14 protein-coding genes and 2 pseudogenes are annotated in these 20,232 nt (G+C 72.6%); 7 read left to right on the top strand and 9 right to left on the bottom strand.

Going from position 1 to position 20,232, the window contains the following annotated elements; genetic code table 11:
- Positions 1 to 131: 131 nt before the first annotated feature.
- Entirely contained in the window at positions 132 to 1,412 is a 1,281-nt protein-coding gene (locus HAV39_RS19580) for an ABC transporter substrate-binding protein (RefSeq protein ID WP_120316626.1), read from the bottom strand.
- 290 nt (positions 1,413 to 1,702) lie between these two features.
- Here HAV39_RS19580 and arfB point away from each other — a divergent pair, with 290 nt between their 5' ends.
- A complete protein-coding gene (arfB, locus tag HAV39_RS19575) occupies positions 1,703 to 2,110 on the top strand; it encodes an alternative ribosome rescue aminoacyl-tRNA hydrolase ArfB (protein WP_373311734.1) in 408 nt (135 codons plus the stop codon).
- Positions 2,111 to 2,230: 120 nt separating this feature from the next.
- On the opposite strand, the gene HAV39_RS19570 is transcribed toward arfB, so the two are convergent.
- The 5 genes and pseudogenes from HAV39_RS19570 to HAV39_RS42765 all read right to left on the bottom strand — a co-directional run.
- A complete protein-coding gene (locus HAV39_RS19570; RefSeq protein WP_203736211.1) occupies positions 2,231 to 2,578 on the bottom strand; it encodes a hypothetical protein in 348 nt (115 codons plus the stop codon).
- 107 nt (positions 2,579 to 2,685) lie between these two features.
- Positions 2,686 to 3,651, bottom strand: coding sequence for an isopenicillin N synthase family dioxygenase (locus HAV39_RS19565; RefSeq protein WP_191840638.1), 966 nt, complete (start codon positions 3,649 to 3,651; stop codon positions 2,686 to 2,688).
- A gap of 1,191 nt (positions 3,652 to 4,842) precedes the next feature.
- A pseudogene (locus tag HAV39_RS42770) lies at positions 4,843 to 5,301 on the bottom strand (SigE family RNA polymerase sigma factor); the annotation flags it as partial.
- 140 nt (positions 5,302 to 5,441) lie between these two features.
- Positions 5,442 to 7,022 (bottom strand): SigE family RNA polymerase sigma factor, encoded by a 1,581-nt coding sequence (locus tag HAV39_RS42280; protein ID WP_203736210.1) that lies wholly within the window; start codon positions 7,020 to 7,022, stop codon positions 5,442 to 5,444.
- A 1,314-nt stretch (positions 7,023 to 8,336) separates the two neighbouring features.
- Positions 8,337 to 8,795, bottom strand: a pseudogene (locus HAV39_RS42765) (SigE family RNA polymerase sigma factor); the annotation flags it as partial.
- A 155-nt stretch (positions 8,796 to 8,950) separates the two neighbouring features.
- Here HAV39_RS42765 and HAV39_RS19545 point away from each other — a divergent pair.
- Entirely contained in the window at positions 8,951 to 10,597 is a 1,647-nt protein-coding gene (locus HAV39_RS19545) for an FAD-binding dehydrogenase (RefSeq protein WP_191840636.1), read from the top strand.
- 169 nt (positions 10,598 to 10,766) lie between these two features.
- A complete protein-coding gene (locus tag HAV39_RS19540; protein WP_203736208.1) occupies positions 10,767 to 12,209 on the top strand; it encodes a carboxylesterase/lipase family protein in 1,443 nt (480 codons plus the stop codon).
- A 33-nt stretch (positions 12,210 to 12,242) separates the two neighbouring features.
- Here the strand turns inward: HAV39_RS19540 and HAV39_RS19535 are convergent, their stop codons facing one another.
- Both HAV39_RS19535 and HAV39_RS43290 read right to left on the bottom strand, forming a co-directional pair.
- Positions 12,243 to 12,953 (bottom strand): helical backbone metal receptor, encoded by a 711-nt coding sequence (locus HAV39_RS19535; RefSeq protein ID WP_191840634.1) that lies wholly within the window; start codon positions 12,951 to 12,953, stop codon positions 12,243 to 12,245.
- Positions 12,954 to 12,963: 10 nt separating this feature from the next.
- On the bottom strand, positions 12,964 to 15,975 hold the full coding sequence (locus tag HAV39_RS43290; RefSeq protein ID WP_191840633.1) for a putative bifunctional diguanylate cyclase/phosphodiesterase: 3,012 nt from the start codon (positions 15,973 to 15,975) through the stop codon (positions 12,964 to 12,966).
- A 330-nt stretch (positions 15,976 to 16,305) separates the two neighbouring features.
- Between HAV39_RS43290 and HAV39_RS19525 the strand changes: the two genes are divergently transcribed.
- On the top strand, positions 16,306 to 17,349 hold the full coding sequence (locus HAV39_RS19525; RefSeq protein ID WP_239120518.1) for a coiled-coil domain-containing protein: 1,044 nt from the start codon (positions 16,306 to 16,308) through the stop codon (positions 17,347 to 17,349).
- 121 nt (positions 17,350 to 17,470) lie between these two features.
- On the top strand, positions 17,471 to 17,674 hold the full coding sequence (locus tag HAV39_RS19520) for a hypothetical protein (RefSeq protein ID WP_120316634.1): 204 nt from the start codon (positions 17,471 to 17,473) through the stop codon (positions 17,672 to 17,674).
- Between the two features lie 8 nt (positions 17,675 to 17,682).
- Here HAV39_RS19520 and HAV39_RS19515 read toward each other — a convergent pair whose 3' ends face one another.
- Positions 17,683 to 18,165, bottom strand: coding sequence for a MaoC family dehydratase (locus HAV39_RS19515; RefSeq protein ID WP_203736207.1), 483 nt, complete (start codon positions 18,163 to 18,165; stop codon positions 17,683 to 17,685).
- 185 nt (positions 18,166 to 18,350) lie between these two features.
- Here HAV39_RS19515 and HAV39_RS19510 point away from each other — a divergent pair, with 185 nt between their 5' ends.
- Together HAV39_RS19510 and HAV39_RS19505 are read left to right on the top strand one after the other, a co-directional pair.
- Positions 18,351 to 19,118, top strand: a complete 768-nt coding sequence (locus HAV39_RS19510; protein WP_191840632.1) for a helix-hairpin-helix domain-containing protein — start codon at positions 18,351 to 18,353, stop codon at positions 19,116 to 19,118.
- Positions 19,119 to 19,120: 2 nt separating this feature from the next.
- Positions 19,121 to 20,161, top strand: a complete 1,041-nt coding sequence (locus HAV39_RS19505) for an OmpA family protein (protein WP_191840631.1) — start codon at positions 19,121 to 19,123, stop codon at positions 20,159 to 20,161.
- Positions 20,162 to 20,232 lie beyond the last annotated feature (71 nt).

The raw sequence follows: 20,232 nt of genomic DNA, 5'->3' as shown, positions 1-20,232 counted from the left end.
GGTCGATATGATGCGGAACGTGGCGAGCGCCATGGCGGGCCACGTCCCGTCGCGGCGGGCGAAGGGGTGGACGCCGTAGGGAGACGCCCACCCCTTCTGATCCCCACTGCAACGCGTCGCGTGACGCAGGGTCAGGCCTTCGAGGCCTTGTCGGCTTCCTTGAGCGCTTGCGCCCAGGCGTCGGCGGGCTTGGTGGTGCCGGCCTGGACGGAGTTGATGACGTTCTCGACCGCGACCCGGGTCGGGCCGTTCTTCTTGCCCAGGTACTGCGGGGTCAGGCCCTCAGCGGTCTTGCTGAAGATCTGGCCGACCGGGGCGTTGCTGAAGAACGGGTTCTTGAAGTCGGCGATGGCGGGATCCTTGTAGAGGGCGGGCTGCGAGGGCAGGTTGCCGACCTTCTTGAAGATCTCGATCTGCTGCTCGGGCTGGATCAGCCACTCCAGCAGCTTGTACGCCTCGTCGGCGTTCTTGCTCTGCTTCGGCACCGTCAGGAACGAGCCGCCCCAGTTGCCGCCGCCACCGGGGATGGCCGCGACGTCCCACTTGCCGGCGGTGTCCGGCGCGGTGTTCTTGATGTGGCCCTGCATCCACGCCGGGCAGGCCAGCACCGCGAAGTCACCCTTGACGAAGCCCGCGTTCCACTCCGGCGAGAAGGCCGGCAGGTTGGCCGACAGGCCCGCGCCGACCGCCTTGAGAGTGAGGTCGAACGCGGCCTTCGGGCCGCCGTCCATCTTCAGCGTCTCGGACTCGTCGTAGAAGCCGACCGGCTGCTGGCCCAGGATGGGGTTGAACAGGTTGGTGCCGTTGTCGACGAACTTCTTCTTCGACTTGGCGGTGTAGTCCTGGCCGGTCTTGATGAAGTCGTCCCAGGTCGGCCACAGGGCGGACACCTTGTCCCGCTCCACGGGCAGGCCCGCGGCCTTGAACAGGTCGGTGCGGTAGCACATGGCCAGGCCGCCGACGTCGGTGCCGAGGCCGATCTGCGTCTTGCCGTCGGCCGACAGCGACTGCTTCCACTTCCAGCCCAGGTATTTGTCCTGGTACTTGCTCGCGCCCTTGTCCAGCAGGTTCACGAACTTGTCGGCCTGGCTGCGGAAGCTGACGATGAAGCCCTCGTCGATCGCGGCGATGTCCGGGGCGCCGGAGCCGGCGATGAGCTTCTTCTGCAGGTCCTCGTGCTGGGCGTTGTACTCGCCCGAGTTGAGGACGATCTTGACGTTCGGGTTGGCGGCCTCGTACTTGGCCTTGAGCTCGTCGAGGCCGAAGTCACCCCAGAAAGCGATCTTCAGCTCGACCGCGCCGCCGGGCTTCGACGGCTCGTCGCTGCCGCCGCCCTTGCAGCCGGCGAGCGTGAGCGCGCCGACCGCGACGAGCGCGGTCGCCACGACCCAGCCGGACCTGTGCAGTCGCATGTGTCCTCCGAAACAACTTGGAGCGCTCCCAGATATAGCGGAGCGTCTACTGAACCGGATAAGTGAACACACGGTATGGGTGCGCTCCCAACGTGTCAATAGGACGTCATTCTCGTGACGATCCTGTGACATGGACCATGAAAACCGCTTAAGCAACTTCGTCGTACATCGATGGCTACACTGATCGGGAGGGAAAACCGTGCGGTGAACGCGCTCTCCGTACGGCATGATCAGCGGGCCGCACGAGGACGCCGAAGGGGGTGCGCAGCGCCGTGGCCGAAGACTTGAAGATCACTGAACAGCTCGTGATACCCGACAGCGAGCTGCGCGAACGCTTCTCGCGCAGTTCCGGTCCGGGCGGGCAGGGGGTCAACACCACCGACAGCCGAGTGGAGCTGTCCTTCGACGTGGAGCGCTCCCACGCCCTCTCCGACGAACTCCGGTCGCGCATCCTCGAACGGCTCGGCGGGCGGCTCGTCGCCGGCGTGCTGACCGTGGCCGCCAGCGAGCACCGCGCCCAGCTGTCCAACCGCGAGGCCGCCCGCGAACGCCTCGCCGGCCTGCTGCGCGACGCCCTGGCGCCCCCGCCGCCACCGCGCCGTCCCACGAAGATGAGCAAGGGCGCCAAGCAGCGCCGCCTACAGGCGAAGAAACACCGCTCCGCCATCAAGCAACTCCGCCGCGGCGCCCACGACTGACCCCGCCCCGCCCCGGCCCGCCGGGCCCGGTCGCAACTCTTGACGAGTCGCGGCCACAGCCACCTGCGCGAGGCGCGACTTTTTAGGAGTTGCGACAGCTGGTGCGGCGGGCGGTGGGGGTCAACTGCGGGTTTGGCGGACGTCGGTGTTGACGGGGGCCTCGACGGCCAGGCGGAGGAACAGGTCGCAGGCGGTCTGGGCCTGTACGCGGCGCTGATAGGCGCGGCTGGCCACGGCCACCGCGCCCGGACCGGCCTCCAGCCGCCACGCCCAGGCCAGCCGGCTCACCCGGTGGATCACAGGCTCGGCCTCGGCCGCCGCGGCGCGCACCTCGTCCACCGCCCGCAGGCATGCGTCGACGTCGGCGAAGCCCGCACCCGACCGGCCGAGGTCACGGTTGTTGCTGGACAGCAGCCGCCAGGTGACGCCGGCGCACGCCCGCTCGTAGAACTCGAACCGAGCGGTCAACGTCATCTCCAGCGGTCGGTGAGCCGATCACCCGACCCTTTCCCGCGGAGATGGACAGCTGTTGTCCTGGTGGTGAACAGAATGTCCCCCGCTGGGCGAAGAGACGGTCACAGGACCTCGCCGCGCAGCTCGGGGAAGACCTTGCCGACCTTGCCGAGCAGGTAGTCGCCGTAGGTCCCGGTGAACACCCGCAGGTCCTGGCCGTCCCAGCGGGGACGGCCGTCCGCGCCCTCGCGCGCCCGGCCGGGCAGCGGCGGGACCTCGGCCGAGAAGGCCGGATCGAAGAAGAACGGGAACGACAGCCGCTCGTTGCCGCTGACGTTGCGCACCCGGTGCGGCGTCGACCGGTAGTACCCGCCGGTCAGCCGGTCCAGCATGTCGCCGATGTTGCAGACGAACGTGCCGGGCACCGGCGGCGCGTCGATCCAGCCGGCCGGCGTACGCACCTGCAGGCCGCCGTTGCCGTCCTGGGCCAGCAGGGTGAGCAGGCCGTAGTCGGTGTGCTCGCCGACGCCCCAGCCGTCGTCCCCGGCCGGCGACGGCGGGTAGTGGAAGATCCGGAACAGGACCGTCGGGTCGGCCGTGTACCCGTCGGCGAAGTAGTCCTCGGGCAGGTCCAGGCTCACCGCGACACCGCGCATCACCTCCTGCGCGACGCCGGTCAGCGCCGCCAGATACGCCGGGACCAGCGCGGCCAGCTCGGGCACCTGCCGCGGGTACAGGTTGGACCCGTGCAGCGGCAGCCCGGCCAGCACCCGCGGATCGTCGGCGGGCAGGTCCGCGCCGAAGTACAGGCCCTCCTTGAGGTCCGGGCGGCCGGAGGTCAGCTCGCCGCCGACCGGGAAGAACCCACGCCAGGCCCGCCCGCCGCGGACCATCGCGATCTCCAGCTTCTCGTCCTCGGGCAGCGCGAAGAACTCCCGCGACGCCGCGTCGAGCCGCGCGAGCAGCTCGTCGGGGACACCGTGCCCGGCCAGGTAGAAGAACCCGCTGTCGCGGCAGGCCGCGCGGATCCCGGCGGCCACGGCGACGCGGTCGGCGGACAGGTCGACGATCGGCAGAGCACCTCTCATCCGATCATTCTGGCAGCCCGCCGCGGACCGCGCCGCCACTGCTCAGCCCGTCGGTGCCGGGCCGGCGACCCGGACGCAGCCGGGCGGGGAGTAGCCGTACACCGGATCCAGCGGCAAGCGGTAGGCGCCGCCGCCGATGACGCGCGTGCCGTCGGTCCACAGCAGATCCGAGCCGTGGAAGCACAGGGGCCGGGAGAAGCTGCCGGTGGCCGACAGATCCATCCGGTTCAGCACGCGGCCATCGGCGACGGCGAACCTGACCACGGCGGTCACCAGGCCGGCCCGGCCCGGCCCGGACCCCGAGATCTCCACTCCCGCGGTGCCGTCCGCGACGGGCAGGATGAACGCGATCTCGCTGTGCTCGCCGTTGCCGTGGTCGGTCCTGACGGCGACCGCGGACTCGTCGGCGCGGAGCACGCCGCGCAGGTTCACCGTGATCCGGCGCGCGGCCCCGGTCAGCGGATCGACCCGGTCGAGGGTGACCGTGGTGTCGGTGACCTGGCCCAGCCGCAGCAGCTCACCGCTGTCCAGCACCGCGGCGACGGGCTTGGCCGCATCGGACGGGACGGACTCGCGCACCGACCAGTCGTCGATCCTGACGAGCAACTCCCCGATCTCCGGGTAGCGCTGCGCGAACAGCCACCTCCCGGACGGCGACCACTGGGCCTGCGTCAGCTCGTACGGCAGCCGGTGCACGGTCGACGTGGTCAGGTCGCGGGCCACGGTCCCCTGGGGCGACGACCAGAGCAGCCACCGGCCGTCCGGCGACAGGATCGGCTCCACGGTGAACCCGCCGGTCGGCCGCGACGGCAACCGGTACCGGCGGCCGTCACCGCCCAGCAGCTCATGGACGGGATCGTCCGAATTCTGCTTCGTCAGCACCAGCGCACCGCCGCGCACGCCCCGGTCCGCGGGCAACTCGGGCAGGGCGTCACCAGGCGGCACGACGGTGGGCAGCGGCGTCACCGGCCCGCTCGGCGGGGCCGGCGCGGACGGGCTCGGCGAGCTGGTCACCGGTGGCGGCGCGGGAGTGGCGCCGGCCAGCGTGAACCAGACCGCGCCCAGCAGCAGCGGCAGCGCCGTGAGCACCGCCGCCGCACTTGTCAGCCGGGTCCGCCGACGGCGTGCCGCAGCCAGCGCGGCTGGGGCGTCGGCGTACTGCCCGGCGTGCTCGGCGACCAGCGGCAGCGAGCGCCGGAGGTTGGTCAGCGCGAGGTTGGTCTGGCTCTTGACGGTGCCCACCGAGCAGCCCATGGCCGCGGCGGTGTCCGCCTCGGACAGGTCCTCGTAGTAGCGCAGCACCAGCACGGCCCGCTGGCGCGGGGCGAGGGTGGCCAGCGCGCGGGTCAACACGACCCGTTCCACCACCCGGCCGGGCTCGTCGGGACCGACACGATCGGGCAGCTCGGCCATCGGCCGCGCCGGGCGCCGCCGCCACCACGAGATCTGCTCGTTGACCATGATCCGCCGGACGTACGCCTCCGGCTGGCCGTACTCCATGATCTGCCGCCACCGGGTCGCCGCCTTGGCCAGCGCGGTCTGCACCAGGTCCTCGGCCGCGTGGTGCTCGCCGGTCAGCAGGAACGCCGTGCGCGACAGCGCCCCGCCCCGGGCGACCACGAACTCGTGGAAGCCGTCGTATCGGCTCATCCGTCACCTCCACTCCCCCTACGCGGCAGCGTGCCCGGAGGTTGGGATCATCCGGCACGGCCGTCGCGGCGGACGGGCGGGCCACGTGCTGCGGCGTCGGTCCGCCGCCCGCACGACTGCGGGAGGCGGACCGGTCGCCGTCACGGAACCATCGACTCAAGCTGCGCGGAACGCCCGCAGCCCGCGGGCTCCACGCCGTTCATGAGATCGTGGGTCATCAGCACTTCCATGCCCTCGGGCACCTGTGCCCGACGGATGGTCGCCAGGTCGGTCCACAGCAGGTCCCCACCCCGGAAGCACAGCGGGAACGCCAGGCCGTCTGCCGGCACGGTGATACGGCGCAGCACCCGGCCGTCGGTGGTGGAGAACTGGAGCACCCCCACCACCTGGGCGGACCCCTGCGCGGAGACGCCGACCACCTCCAGCCCGGCCGAACTGCCGGGAGCCGAGAGGATCGACCACTTGTACACCGACTCGCCCTGCCCGAGCAGGCCGGCCACGTCGACGGTGAGCGCCCGCGCTGCCCCCGTCACCGGGTCAACCACCTCCAGGGGCACCGCCGTCGCGGTGGGGCTGCCTGCGGAGCGCAGCAGCTCACCGCTGTCCAGCACGACCTTGGTCACCCGGTCCCACAACGACACGGGCGCCAGCTCGCGGGGCGTCCAGTCGGGCAGGTGGAAGAGGATCTCGCCCTTGCCCGCCTGGGCGGGCAGCAGGAACCAGTCGCCGCCGGGCGACCAGAGCGGGGCGTTCGACGTCGGGGGCAGCTCGCGCACCTCGCTCCCGGTGAGGTCGCGCACCACCCTTGAGGTGGCCGTCGACCAGGTGAGCCAGCGCCCGTCCGGGGACAGCGCCGGGGTGCTCACGTAACCCGCCTCGGGCGGCGCGACCTCATAGTGGTGGCCGTCGACCGTGACCAGCAGAGTTCTCGAGCCCGGCTGCACCCCGCGGTCGTGCACCTGCAGCACTGCCGGCCCGATGCCCCGGTCGCCGGGCAGTCGCTCGATCGTGGCGTTCTCGTCGAGCCGGGACGGCAGCGCCGGCAGCGCCTTGGCCGGAGTCGGGATGCCGGACGGTGTGGTCGCCACCGGCGGCGGCGCGGCGTCGGGGCCGCGTACGGCGTACCAGAGCAGGCCCGCCAGCATCGGCACGGCCAGCAGCGCGGCGGCGACCGTACGGCCGGTCCGGCGGCGTCGCGCGAGGGCCAGGGCGGCCCCGCTGTCGGCGTACTCCCCCGCCTGCTCGGCAAAGCGCGGCAGCGCGCGCCGCAGGTGGCCCAGCGCCAGGTGGGTCTGGCTCTTCACGGTGCCCACGGAGCAGCCCATCAGCTCGGCGGTGTCCGCCTCGGACAGGTCCTCGTAGAAGCGCAGCACCACCACGGCGCGCTGGCGCGGGGTGAGCGTGGCCAGCGCCTGCCCGAGCGCGATGCGCTCCACGACCTGCCCCGGCTCGTCGGGACCGGCCCGCTCGGGCACCTGCGCCACGGGCCGGGCGGGCCGCCTGCGCCACCACGAGATCTGCTCGTTGATCATGATGCGCCGGATGTACGCCTCCGGCTGCGTGTGCTCCACCAGCCAGCGCCACCGCAGCGCCGCCTTGGCCAGCGCCGACTGCACCAGATCCTCCGCCGCGTGGTGCTCCCCCGTCAGCAGGAACGCCGTGCGCGACAGCGCACCGCCCCGCGCCACGACGAACTCGTGGAACCCGTCGTACCTGTCCATCCGCCACCTCCGCCCCCATGACGCGAGGGGACGCTGCGGGGTTGGAGGTCATCCTCCGGAAATCCGTGGCTGCCCGCAGGACGGTCGCGCGGGCGCGACCGTCCTGGCCGGGTCGGGGTGACCGGCCGGCGCGGCGTCCGGTCACCCGATCCTCGGGTCGGCAGGTCCGTGCCGCTAGCGCCAGAAGGCCGTCCGCAGACAACCCGGCAGCTGGTACGCGTCGTGGCGGTGGTCGATCGTGAACACCGCGCGGTGGGTCGGTTCGGCGCCCGCGACCCGGACGGCGACACCGTCGTGCCAGAGCATCTCCCCGCCCCGGAAGCACATCGGCCACACGACGTCCGTGCCCGGCGCGCCGTGCCCGGCGAGGTCGAGCCGCTCCTGCACCCGCCCGTCGGCGAGCGAGAACTTGAGCAGGGCCACCTCTCTGCGCTGCTGCAGCACCGACACGGTGCCCACGTCGCCGGTGCCGACCATGACGACGACGAGCTGCTCCTTCTCCGGGGTGGTGACGGCGACGGTGGTCTCGCCCGCGCGCAGCCATGGCGCGGCGTCGACGGTGAAGCGGGTACGCACCGCGCCGGTCATCGGATCGAACACCTTCAACGGCGTACGCGCCTCGGTGCGCGGCCCGTCGTAGGCCAGCGCGTGGCCGTCGTCCAGCACCGCGACGGGATACCTCGGCGGCGTGGCCGCCGGCGCCTCGTGGACGGTCCACCCGGCCAGCTCCACGTAGCTGTCCCGGCCACCGGGGACCTCCGAGTACAGCCACCTGGTGCCCGGCGACCACAGCACCTGCCGGGAACCGGGCAGCCGGTGCTCGGCCGTGCCGGTCAGGTCCCGGACGATCGTCGCCTCGCGGACGGTCCAGGCCAGCCAGCGGCCGTCCGGCGACAGCAGGAAGGTGACGCCGAAGTCGTCGTTCGGCACGGACAGGCGGTAGCGACGCCCGTCGGCGGCGATCAGCTCGGCCGTGTGGACCTCGGGCGTCGCCGTCTCGACGACCAGCAGCGAGACCGGGCCGACAGCGCGATCCCGCGGCAGGTCCTGGATGTCGTCGCTGATCCCCGCCAGCGACGACGGCAGCGGCGCGAGCGCCGACGTGGCCGACGGGCCCGGCGAGGGGGTGGTCAGCACCGGCGGCGGCACCGGCGAACCGCCGCGCAGCACGTACAGCGCCGTGGCGAGCGCGAGCGGGACCAGCGCGAGCGCGGCCACCGCGGCGACCCGCCGCGAGCGCCGCTGCCGGGCCCTGGCCACGGCCTGCGTGGCGTCGGCGTACTGGCCGGCCTCCTCCGCGAACAGCGGCAGGGCCCGCCGCAGGTGGCTCAGCGCGAGGTGGGTCTGGCTCTTCACGGTGCCGATCGAGCAGCCCATCGTCGCGGCGGTGTCCGCCTCGGACAGGTCCTCGTAGAAGCGCAGCACCAGCACCGCCCGCTGGCGGGGGGTGAGCGTGCCCAACGCCTGGCCCAGGGCCACCCGGTCCACGATCCGGTGCGGCTCGTCGGGGCCGGGCAGCTCGGGCAGATCGGCGACCGGCCAGGCCGGTCTGCGTCGCCACCACGAGATCTGCTCGTTGATCATGGTGCGCCGGACGTACGCCTCCGGCTGGCCGTACTCCATGATCTGCCGCCACCGGGTCGCGGCCTTGGCCAGCGCGGATTGCACCAGGTCCTCGGCCGCGTGGTGCTCCCCGGTCAGCAGGAACGCCGTACGCGACAGCGCCCCGCCCCGGGCGACCACGAACTCGTGGAAGCCGTCATATCTGTTCATCTGCCACCTCCGCCACCAATACGCGGCGGCTCGCCTCGAGGTTGGAGGTCGCCGCCGTCTCCCGCAACCGATTCGCACGGGTGCCGAACGAAACGAAAGAGTTTCGCGTTCGCTATGCTGCCGGTCACATCGCCGTGCATCAGGAGAGTGGCAGCGTGGACGCAGACGTCATCGTGGTCGGAGCCGGGCTGGCCGGCCTCGTCGCCACCGCCGAGCTGGCCGACGCGGGCAAGCGCGTCATCCTGCTCGACCAGGAGCCCGAGGCGTCGCTCGGCGGGCAGGCCTTCTGGTCGTTCGGCGGCCTGTTCCTGGTCGACACGCCCGAGCAGCGCCGGATGGGCATCAAGGACTCCCCCGAGCTGGCCCTGCAGGACTGGCTGGGCAGCGCCGGGTTCGACCGCGAGTGCGACGCGTGGCCGCGCCGGTGGGCGCAGGCCTACGTGGACTTCGCCGCGGGCGAGAAGCGGTCCTGGCTGCACGCGCAGGGCGTGCGCCTCTTCCCCGTGGTCGGCTGGGCCGAGCGCGGCGGCTACCTCGCCGACGGGCACGGCAACTCGGTGCCGCGCTTCCACATCACCTGGGGCACCGGGCCGGGCGTGCTGGCCCCGTTCATCCGCCGGGTCCGCGCCGCGGTGGACAAGGGCCTGGTCACGCTCGCGTTCCGGCACCGGGTCGACGAGCTGACGGTGACCGGCGGTGCCGTCGACGGCGTACGCGGCGCGGTGCTGGAGCCCAGCGCGGCCGCGCGGGGCGAGGCGAGCTCGCGTACCCAGGTGGGTGACTTCTCCTTCCGCGCGCAGGCGGTGATCGTCACCTCCGGCGGCATCGGCGGCAACCACGACCTGGTCCGGCGCAACTGGCCGCAGCGGCTGGGCACCCCGCCACAGCGGCTGCTGTCCGGCGTGCCCGCGCACGTGGACGGCCGCATGCTCGGCATCACCGAGGCGGCGGGCGGCAACCAGATCAACCGCGACCGGATGTGGCACTACACCGAGGGCATCGAGAACTGGGCCCCGATCTGGGACAAGCACGGCATCCGGATCCTGCCCGGCCCGTCCTCGCTGTGGCTGGACGCGACCGGCAAGCGGCTGCCGGTGCCGCTGTTCCCGGGCTTCGACACGCTCGGCACGCTGGAGCACATCATGGGCACCGGGCACGAGTACACCTGGTTCGTGCTCACCCAGAAGATCATCGAGAAGGAGTTCGCGCTCTCGGGCTCCGAGCAGAACCCCGACCTGACCGGCAAGAGCGTGCGGCAGGTGCTCAAGCGGGCACTGCCCGGCGCGCCGGGACCGGTCGAGGCGTTCAAGCGCAACGGGGCGGACTTCGTCGTCGCGGACACCCTGGCCGAACTGGTCGCGGGCATGAACAAGCTGACCGGTGCGGGCCTGCTCGACCTCGCCGATGTGCAGCGGCAGGTCGAGGCGCGCGACCGCGAGCTGACCAACACCTTCACCAAGGACCTGCAGATCACCGCGATCCGCGGGGCGCGCAACTACCGCGGGGACAAGCTGATCCGGGTCGCGACGCCGCACCGGCTGCTGGACCCGAAGGCGGGTCCGCTGATCGCGGTCCGGCTCAACATCCTCACCCGCAAGAGCCTGGGCGGGCTGGAGACCGACCTGGCCGGCCGGGTGCTGCGGGCCGACGGCACGCCACTGCCCGGGGTGTACGCGGCCGGCGAGGTCTCCGGGTTCGGCGGCGGCGGCGTGCACGGCTACCGGTCGCTGGAGGGCACGTTCCTCGGTGGCTGCATCTTCTCCGGCCGCCAGGCGGGCCGCGCCGCCGCCGCGGCCGTGTGACCGGGCCGTGGCCGACCACACCCGGCCACGGCCCCCGCACCTCCCCCGCCCGCCCCGCGCCCCGTTTCCGCGGCGCGCGCAGCGCATGACGGGTCAAGAAGGGCACCTTCCTCCACGCAAAGCGTTGAGAAGGTGCCCTTCCTCGCGCTCGGGGCGGGAGAATGCGGGGGTGACGGAGACGGCGGTGGGGGTCGTGGTCGCGACCCGGGACGGGCGGGTGCGGGGGCGGGTCGACGACGGGGTCGCGGTGTTCCTGGGCATCCCGTACGCGGCCGCGCCGTTCGGGGAGCACCGGTTCGCCGCGCCCGCGCCGGTGCCGCCGTGGACGGGCGTGCGCGACGCGCTGGCCTACGGGCCCACCGCGCCGAAGGCGCCGTTCCCGCCGCCGATGGACCGGCTGCTGTCGGATCCGTCGATCCCCGGTGACGAGTGCCTGAACCTCAACGTGTGGGCGCCCGCGGGCGCGACCGGGCGGCCGGTGATGGTGTGGATCCACGGCGGCTCGCTGCGCAACGGGTCGAACTGCCTGCCCGCGTACGACGGGCGGCACTTCGCCCGCGACGGCGTGGTGCTGGTGTCGATCAACTACCGGCTGGGCATCGAGGGCTTCGGCGTCTTCCCCGACGCCCCGGCCAACCTGGGCCTGCGCGACCAGATCGCGGCGCTGACCTGGGTGCGCGACAACATCGCGGCGTTCGGCGGCGACCCGACCAACGTGACGCTGTTCGGCGAGTCGGCCGGCTCCATCTCCATCGGCGCGCTGCTGACCAGCCCGTACGCGCGAGGGTTGTGCCACCGGGCGGTGCTGCAGAGCGGGGCCCCGGCCGCGCAGCCGCCCGAGGCCGCGGGCCGCTCCACCCGGCTCATCGCGAAGCGGCTGAAGGTCCCGGCGACCGCCGAGGCGTTCGCACAGGTGGACCGGGCCCGGCTGCTGGCCGCGCAGGTGTCGATCACCCGGGGCGGGCCGCCGATCGGCAACGGCAACGGGTTCACCCTGGCCGTCGACGGCGACGTGCTGCCCCGCGACCCGATGGTGGCGCTGCACGACGGCGCGGCCGCGGACATCGGTGTGCTGGCTGGCTACAACGCCGAGGAGTACCGGCTGTGGTTCGTGCCGACCGGCCTGGTCGACCGGATCAACCGGTTCACGCTGCGGCTGGCCCTGGCCAAGTTCCGGGTGCGGGCCCGCACCGCGCGCGCCTACCGCGCGGCCCGGCCGGAGGCGTCGCCGGGTGAGCTGCTCGGCGTCATCGCGACCGACCGGCTGCTGCGGCGACCGCTCAACCTGCTGGCCGACGCCCGGACGCCGGGCGACACCTGGCTGTACGAGTTCGCCTGGCCGTCCCCGATGGAACGGCTCGGCGCGTGCCACGCCCTGGAGATCGGCTTCGTCTTCGACACGCTGGGCACGCCCGACGGGCTGCCGCTGTCCGGCCCGAACCCGCCGCAGGAGCTGGCCGACGCGATGCACCGGGCCTGGGTGGACTTCGCCACCACCGGCGACCCGGGCTGGACCCGCTGGAACGACACCCGCCCGGTGATGCGCTTCGACGCGCCCGCCCCGCTGCTCGTCCACGCCCCCAACGACGACGAACTCCGCTCCTGGGCCTGACGCCCCGACCCGGTGCTGCGGTGCCGGTGGGTGTCAGGTGGTGGCGAGTTGGGCGGAAAGGAGGGTGGGGGCCTCCGCGAGGGACGGGCCGTACCAGGTGAGGTGGCGGCCGGAGACCAGGGCGCACGGCGTGCCGGGGAAGGCCTCGGGGCCGTCCTCGCGGGTGAAGGTGTAGGGCTCGTCAGGCAGCACGATCAGCTCAGCGTCCTGCGCGTGCAGCTCGTCAAGGGACGGGCGAGGATAACGCTCGGCGGCGTCGGCATACACGTTGACCAGGCCGAGGCGGCGCAGCACGTCCCCGGCGAAGGTGTCGCCGCCCAGCACGATCCAGGGGCGTCGCCACACCGGAACGACCGCGCGCCGGGGCGTCGGGGCCGGCAAGTCCGCCCAGGCGGCGCGGGCTTCGAGCAGCCAGTCCGGCTCGGCGGGCGCGCCCAGCGCGGTCAGCATCCGGCCCAGCTCGTCGAGGGCCTCGTCGACGGTGCGCGGGTAGGTGACGTACAGCTCGACCCCCGCGGCCCGCAGCGCCTCGGCGTCGGACTCCCGGTTCTCCTCGACGTTGACCAGCACGACGTCCGGCCGCAGCGCCAGCACCCGGTCGAGGTCGGGATACTTGCTGCCGCCCACGCGTGTCGCGGGCAGCCCCGCCGGGTGGGTACACCAGTCGGTGACGCCCACCAGCGCCCCGGGCAGCGTCGCCGCGACGGCCTCGGACAGCGACGGCACCAGGGAGACGATCCGCATCCGCCCGACCCTAGTGCGCCGCCGGCGCGTCGAGGTCGTCGACCAGCCAGGGGAAGGTCTCCGCGCCGGGCAGCGGTTTGCTGAACAGGTAGCCCTGGCCGAAGGGGCAGCCGATGTCGGCGAGGATGTCGCGCTGCTCCTGCGTCTCGATGCCCTCGGCGATGACCTCCAGCCCGAGCGTGTTGGCCAGCTGCACGATGCCCTCCACCAGTGCCCGCTGCTGGGTGGAGACGGCGATCTCGCCGACGAAGGACTTGTCCAGCTTCACCACGTCCAGCGACATCTGCCGCAGGTAGCTCAGCGACGAGTAGCCGGTGCCGAAGTCGTCGATCGCGACGCGTACCCCCGCCTCGCGCAGCTCGGCCAGGTCGGCCCAGACCTCCTCGTCCTCGTGCAGCAGCAGCGTCTCGACGATCTCGAGCATCATCCGGTGCGCGGGCAGGCCCGCCTCGTCCAGCTCCCGCAGCAGGTCGGCGACCACGCCGGGGGTGCGGAACTGGCGGGCCGAGATGTTGATGCTGACGTACGGGCTCAGCCCGGCCCGGGTGGGCCACCGCGCCGCCGTGGCGAGCGCCTGGCGCACCACCTGGGTGCCGATCGGGACGATCAGCCCGGACTCCTCGGCCAGGCCGATGAACTCGCCGGGCGCCAGCGTGCCGCGGCTGGGGTGCTCCCAGCGCACCAGCGCCTCGAAGCCCACGGTGCCGGCGCCGGTCAGCCCGACGACCGGCTGGAAGCGCAGGCTGAACTCCTCATCGGCGACGGCCCGGTCCAGGTCGGCCTTCAGCTGGAGCCGCTCGACCAGGGCCTCGTGCAGCGCCGGCTGGTAGCGCCGCCACTGGCCCTTGCCCTCCCCCTTGGCCGAGTACAGCGCCAGGTCGGCGTGGCGCAGCAGCTCGTCGCCGTCGCGGGCGTGCCGGGTGGTGGCGACCCCGACGCTGGCCCCGGCGGGCACCCGCTGGTCGCCCACCGGCACGGGCACCGACAGCACCCGCACCACCCGTTCGGCGACCGCCTCGATCGCGCCGGTCCCGGCGGAGTCCTCGATCAGCGCCGCGAACTCGTCGCCGCCCAGCCGGGCGGCGGTGTCGTGCGGGCGCAGCACGCCCTTGAGCCGCTCGGCGACCGAGGTCAGCAGCTCGTCGCCGACCGGGTGGCCCATCGTGTCGTTGACGTCCTTGAAGTCGTCGAGGTCGATGAAGAGCACGCCGGCGATGGTGCCGTTGCGGCGGGCCCGGTCCACGGCGAGCGTCACCCGGTCGATGAACAGGGCACGGTTGGCCAGCCCGGTCAGCGAGTCGTGGAAGGCCCGGTGGGTCAGCTCGCGCTCCAGCCGCCGGCGCTGCGTCACGTCGCGCAGTGTGATCACCAGGCCGCCGACCGCCGGGTCCTCCCGCAGGTCACGGCTGGAGACCTCCACCTGCAGCCGCCGGTCCCCGAAGCCCCACACGGTCCAGTCGGTGGTCTCGCCGCGCCGCTCCTGGCGCGCCCGCAGCAGGTAGCCCGCGCTGCGCTCGCGCTCCTCCGGCACGACGAGGTCGAGCAGGTGGTTGCCCTCCAGCGCCTCGCGGCCGAACATCGCCGCCGCGGACGGGCTGCAGTAGCGGATCTCGTCCTCGCCGGCCACGATCATGATCACGTCCGCCGTGTTGTGCACCAGCGCGCGGAAGTAGGCCTCGCTGTCGCGGCGGTTGACCTCGTCGTTCAGCATGATCCGGGACAGCGCCAGGGCCGCCTGCAGGGCGAGCACCTCCATCGCGCCGCGCAGCGTCTGCAGCACGTCCTCCTCGGCCGCGACCAGCAGCGTGCCGATGCTGTGGCCCCCCGAGGTGCCGTCCGCCGGCGCGAGTGGGCAGCTCAGCACGGTGTCGAACCCGGCCAGCTGGTCGGCGTGCTCCGGGGGCAGTTCGCCGGTGCGGCACAGCACCGCCGGCCGGGGCCCGCCGCCGGGCTGCTCCCCCTCGGCCGCCGCCCGCTCGGGCTCCTCGACCGCCAGGATCACCCGGTGCTCGGCGTGGCGGGGCATCAGCCCGGTCGCGGTGTCGCGTACGACGTCGCTGACCTGGGCTATGTCGGTGGCGGCGACCAGGCCGACGCCCGCCTCGCGCAGCATGCGCTCGCGGGCCAGCGCCTGGCGATGGATGCGCATGGCGTCCAGCAGCCGGATCAGCACCAGCACGAACATGGCGATGCACAGCAGCGCGATGCCCTCGGCGTTGCGCACCGGGCCGCGCAGCGCCTGGAAGAGCAGCACCATCGGCGGGATGAACGAGGACAGGCCCAGCACCACCACCCGGCGCCCGCTGAGCTCCGCGGTCGGGGCGGGACGCGGCTCGGTCAGCCAGACCATCGAGGGCAGCAGCGCGGCCAGCCCCCAGCCCCAGTAGAGCAGCATCCAGCCGACGTCGAGCGACCCGCCGATGTGCCAGAACCCGTCCATCCGCGCGAACAGGTGCAGGTTGTCGCTGACGAACATGCCGATGCCGCCCGCGGCCAGCAGCGCCACCGGCGCACTCCAGCGCGCGACCAGCACGATCCGCACCACCATCGCCAGCAGCAGCAGGTCGGCCAGGGGATAGGCGACCGCGGCGATCTGGTCCAGCGCTGTCAATCCGGGCGTACGGAAGCGCGGCTCGATGATGAACATCCAGGCCAGCAGACCCAGGCCCAGGATCAGGGTGACCGCGTCGAGCACGCCGGCCCGGTCCCGCATCGCCCAGCCGGAGCGGGCCAGGCCCATCAGGCCCAGGCTCATCACGACGAACATGGCCAGGTAGACCATGTCGACCAAGAACGGCACGTCGTAGGGCGCCAGGTAGTCGCTGTTGAGCACGGCGGAGCAGAGGTCCCCGAGGACGAACAGCAGGAGCGCCCCGGCCAGCAGATACCAGGGTCGGGGCCGGCGCGGCCGGTTGCGGCGCACGCCGTAGACGATCGCGGCCGCGCCGCTCAGCCCGAGCGCGGCCCACAACCCCACCTGCCACGGCCTGATGACGTAATAGAGCACGCCAAGCAGCACCATCCAGGCCGTGAAGAGCACTGAAACGGCGCGAGACGACACAATCCCCTCCGGATAACACTATTACGGGACCGGTTCCCTGATGGGGCAACGCGAAAACCAACGATTCGGGCAAAGCGGTGCACGTTCGTCGATCGTTTTGAGCGCCCCCGTGGATACCGGGTACTCTGACCGCCTGCCCCTACGGCACCGAGGCTGTCTCACGTAAAGATCTGCCGAAGCCACCGTCGCGCATCCCCGACGACGGCCCGGCCGCCCGGCCCGCTGCTCCCCCAGCAGCGCCGCCGCCGCGCCGACCCGTCCGCGCGGCGAACGACGGAAGGAAGCACCTCCGTGACCCCCACCGTCCCCCGGACACGACGACGCGCCGCCCACCTCGCGCTGCTGCTCGCTGCCTTGTTCCTGGTCGTGAGCGGGCTGGCACCGGCGGCGCCCGCGTTCGCGGAGCCCAACGAGGGCAGCTCCAAGACGCTCGCGCAGCTGCGCGAGAACCTCGAGGTGGCGGCCAAGGGCTACCTGGAGGCGGAGGCCGCGCTGGAAACCGCCAAGGCCTCGCAGAAGGCGCTCGCCGCCGAGCTGATCACCGCCGAGTCGGAGCTGGAGCGGCTGCGCGTGTTCGTCGGCCAGTACGCGGCGGAGGCCTACAAGACCGGCAAGCTCGGCGTGGTCAGTCTGATGATCAGCGGGAGCCAGCCGGGCTCGCTGCTGTCCAAGGCCAGCGCCATGGACCGGATGACCCAGCGCGACGAGGCCCGGATGGCCGACTTCCGGACCCGCAAGCAGGAGGTCACCGCGAAGAAGGCGGCGATCGACATCCAGCTGAAGCTGCAGCAGGACGCGCTCAAGGAGATCGAGAAGCGCAAGAAGGCAGCCGACCAGGCCCTGCGTGCCGTCGACGGGCGCAGCTCGAGCGGCTACATCAACCCGAACTCCCCGCTGGCCAAGCCCGCCCCGCGCAACGCCAACGGATCCTGGCCCAGCGAGGGCTGCTCGATCAAGGACCCGACCACCAGCGGCTGCATCACCCCGCGCACCCTGTGGGCGATGAACCAGGCCAAGGCCAACGGCTTCGGGCGCTACGTCTCGTGTCACCGCTCCGGCGGCGGCGGCGAGCACCCCAAGGGCCGAGCCTGTGACTTCGCCTCGGCCACCGGCGGCTTCACCAACTCCTCCGCCAGCGGCGGCGACCGCACCTACGGCAACAACCTGGCCTCGTTCTTTATCAAGAACGCCAGCCGCCTGGGCGTCATGTACGTGATCTGGTTCTGCAAGATCTGGATCAACGGCGGGTGGAAGAACTACAGTTCCGCGGGCTCCAACTGCGGCGACAACCCGGCCGGCGACCACACCAACCACGTCCACGTGTCCATCCTCTGACCCGGGCACGACGGCACCGCAGGGGCGCTTCTCCCACGGGAGGGCGCCCCTGTCGTACACCCCCCGGCGGCTTGTCGCGGATCGGTGGCGTAGCGGGCCCCCGAACGGGCAGAGTGATGACATGACGAACGTCGGAGATCCGCCGCAGTACTTCTGGTGCATCAAGCACAACAGGGTCGAGCACGGCGACGACAGATGCCCGTCGAAGTACCTCCTCGGCCCGTACCCCTCCCCCGCCGACGCCGAGCAGGCGCTGGCCAAGGTCAAGGAGCGCAACGAGGAGTGGGAGGAGGAGGACGCCCGCTGGCAGGGCGACCCCTCCTGACGCTCTGATCAGCGCGGGACGGTCGCCGCCTCGCGGAGCAGGATGGTCAGGTCGGCGGTGGCCGCGCGCTGCCGCCGTCCGCCGTGCTCCAGCTCGAAGGTCAGCCGCACCACGACCTCGGCGAAGCCCTTCGGCCGGGTGCGCGTGGAGAGCAGGTCCGCGCCCATCCGCACCTGCGCGCCCACCGGCACCGGGGCGCGCAGCCGCAGGTTGTCCAGGCCCTGGTTGACGGTCATGTCCACGCCCTCGACCCGCCAGATCTCGGCCAGCAGGGTCGGCGTCAGCGACATGGTGAGGAAGCCGTGCGCGATGGTGCCGCCGTACGGCCCGCTCGCGGCGCGCTCGGGGTCGGTGTGGATCCACTGGTCGTCCCACGTCGCCTCGGCGAACAGGTCCACCTGACGCTGCGTGATCTCATGCCACGCGCTGTGGCCCAGGAAGCTGCCGACGACGTCGGCGAGGTCGCGCACATGCGTCACGGTCTGCGGCACAGCCGCGATCCTATGCGGACCTCCGGCCTTTTGTGACCGGTGCAGGTGCCACAACCGGCCGATGCGCTGAGTCGGATCTCCGTGAGGTGTGCGAAGCTGCCTCGGGCTCGTCGGCTCGTGTCAGCGAGACGAGCAGCAATCCTTCCGACAGCGCGTTGTCTCGCGCGTTCACTTTGGAGGTCTTCGTGGCCTGGTTCATCGGCCAGTCGCTCCTCATGATCCTGACAGCGTTCCTGCTCGGCCTGCTGGTGGGCTGGCTGCTGTTCAGCAGGCGCGGCAAGTCCACCCCGGCGGAGCAGCCGGCCGCGACCGCCGCACCGTCCGCCCCGGTCGTGGCGCCGGCCACGCCGGTCGCCGCGGTCACCGTGGCCGACGAGCCCAAGGCCGACAAGCCGAAGGCCGCCAAGAAGCCGTCGAAGAAGGCCGTGCCCGCCCCGGCCGCACCCGCCGACGACGAGATCGAGGTGCAGCAGCGGCCGGTGTCGCTGGTCGCCCCGATCGCCAAGCCCGAGCCGGTCGCCGAGCCGGTAGCCGAGACCAAGCCGGAGCCGGCCGCGGTGGTGGCCGAGCCGGCCGCCGTCGCCGACGAGCCCGACGACGCGGTGGAGGCCGCGGTCGAGGCCGCGCAGGACAAGGCGTTCAAGGTCGAGGCGTCGACGCTCACCCCGATCGAGAACATGCTGGTCGCCGCGGGTGACAACCTGCAGCGCATCGAGGGCATCGGACCCAAGATGGAGGCCGCGCTGACGGCCGCCGGAATGGGCACGTACGCCGCGGTCGCCGCCGCCGACAACGACGCCCTGCGCGCTGCCATCGAGGCGGGCGGACTCAACTTCGCGCCCGCGCTGCTCACCTGGTCGCGCCAGGCCCAGCTGCTCGTCGACGGGGACGAGGAGGGGCTGGCCGACCTGCAGCGCCGCCTCGTCGCCGGCCGCGACACGGGACGGGAATGAGCATGGCGGACAACGCTCGCAGGTTCCACCCGGTGGTCGGGGTGGCGGTCGCGGTGCTCGGCCTGGCCGGCATCGTCACCGCGCAGCACCTGCCGTTCCGGGAGAACATCCAGGACGATCTCACGCACCGGTCCGAGCAGGCCCTGCAGGCCGCGGGGCTGTCGGCGGTGCAGGTCGACTTCATCGGTCGCGACGGCACGCTGAAGGCCGCCTCGACCGCCGAGGCCGACCGGGCGCTGGAGATCGTGCGCGGGCTGGCAGGCGTACGCGTCGCCGTGGCCGACGTGCCCACGGTGGCCGCACCGGCGCCGTCGGCGTCGCCGACCGCCCCGGCTGCCCCGGCTGCCCCGCCGACGGTCGCCTTCGCCTTGGGCGGCGGTCGCATCGCGGTCACCGGCACCGTGCCGAGCGAGGCCGCCCGTGCCGCGCTGGTGCAGACGGCCACCGAGCTGGCTGGGGCCGGCCAGGTGGACGACCGGCTGACGGTCGACGCCACGGTCACCGACGCCGGCCTGGCCGCCCTGCCGAACGTGGTCAAGGCGATCGCCAAGGGCACCAAGGAAGCGACTGTCGAGCTGCGCGACGGCAGCCTGACGCTGGCGGGCACCCTCGACAAGCAGGTGACCAAGGACGCTGTGGCGGCTGCCGCAGCCCAGGTGGGCGCGACCGTGGTCGACCGCACCGAGCTGGCGAAGGTCCAGCAGGAGTTGGTCAAGCTGCCCGCGGTGACCTTCCTGGACAACAGCACGACGCTGACCCCGGCGGGTCGTGCCGCGCTGGCCCAGGCGGCCCGCATCCTCACCGCGAACCCGCAGGTCAAGGTGCGGATCGAGGGCCACACGGACAGCAACGGCTCGACCGCGGACAACCTGGCGCTGAGCCGGGCCCGGGCCAAGACGGTGCTGGACTTCCTGGTGAAGCAGGGTGTCGCCACCGACCGGCTGAGCGCCGAGGGCTACGGCGAGAGCCGTCCCGCCCGCCCGAACACCAGCGAGGCCAACCAGGCCGTCAACCGCCGCGTGGAGTTCATCGTCCAGCCCTGAGCTGCACGTTCCGTGAACGCAAGTTAGGAAGGGCACCTTCTACAACGCATAGCGTTGTGAAGGTGCCCTTC

The organism is Catellatospora chokoriensis (genome assembly GCF_011297315.1).
Classification (GTDB): domain Bacteria; phylum Actinomycetota; class Actinomycetes; order Mycobacteriales; family Micromonosporaceae; genus Catellatospora; species Catellatospora citrea.
This window is presented reverse-complemented; position numbering and strand designations above follow the sequence as displayed.

Bases quoted from the DNA above. Each gene is read 5' to 3' on its own strand.
- HAV39_RS19580 (WP_120316626.1), bottom strand. From the start codon at position 1,412: ATGCGACTGCACAGGTCCGGCTGGGTCGTGGCGACCGCGCTCGTCGCG.
- HAV39_RS19565 (WP_191840638.1), bottom strand. From the start codon at position 3,651: ATGAGAGGTGCTCTGCCGATCGTCGACCTGTCCGCCGACCGCGTCGCC.
- HAV39_RS42280 (WP_203736210.1), bottom strand. From the start codon at position 7,022: ATGGACAGGTACGACGGGTTCCACGAGTTCGTCGTGGCGCGGGGCGGT.
- HAV39_RS19535 (WP_191840634.1), bottom strand. From the start codon at position 12,953: ATGCGGATCGTCTCCCTGGTGCCGTCGCTGTCCGAGGCCGTCGCGGCG.
- HAV39_RS43290 (WP_191840633.1), bottom strand. From the start codon at position 15,975: ATGGTGCTGCTTGGCGTGCTCTATTACGTCATCAGGCCGTGGCAGGTG.
- HAV39_RS19520 (WP_120316634.1), top strand. From the start codon at position 17,471: ATGACGAACGTCGGAGATCCGCCGCAGTACTTCTGGTGCATCAAGCAC.
- HAV39_RS19505 (WP_191840631.1), top strand. From the start codon at position 19,121: ATGGCGGACAACGCTCGCAGGTTCCACCCGGTGGTCGGGGTGGCGGTC.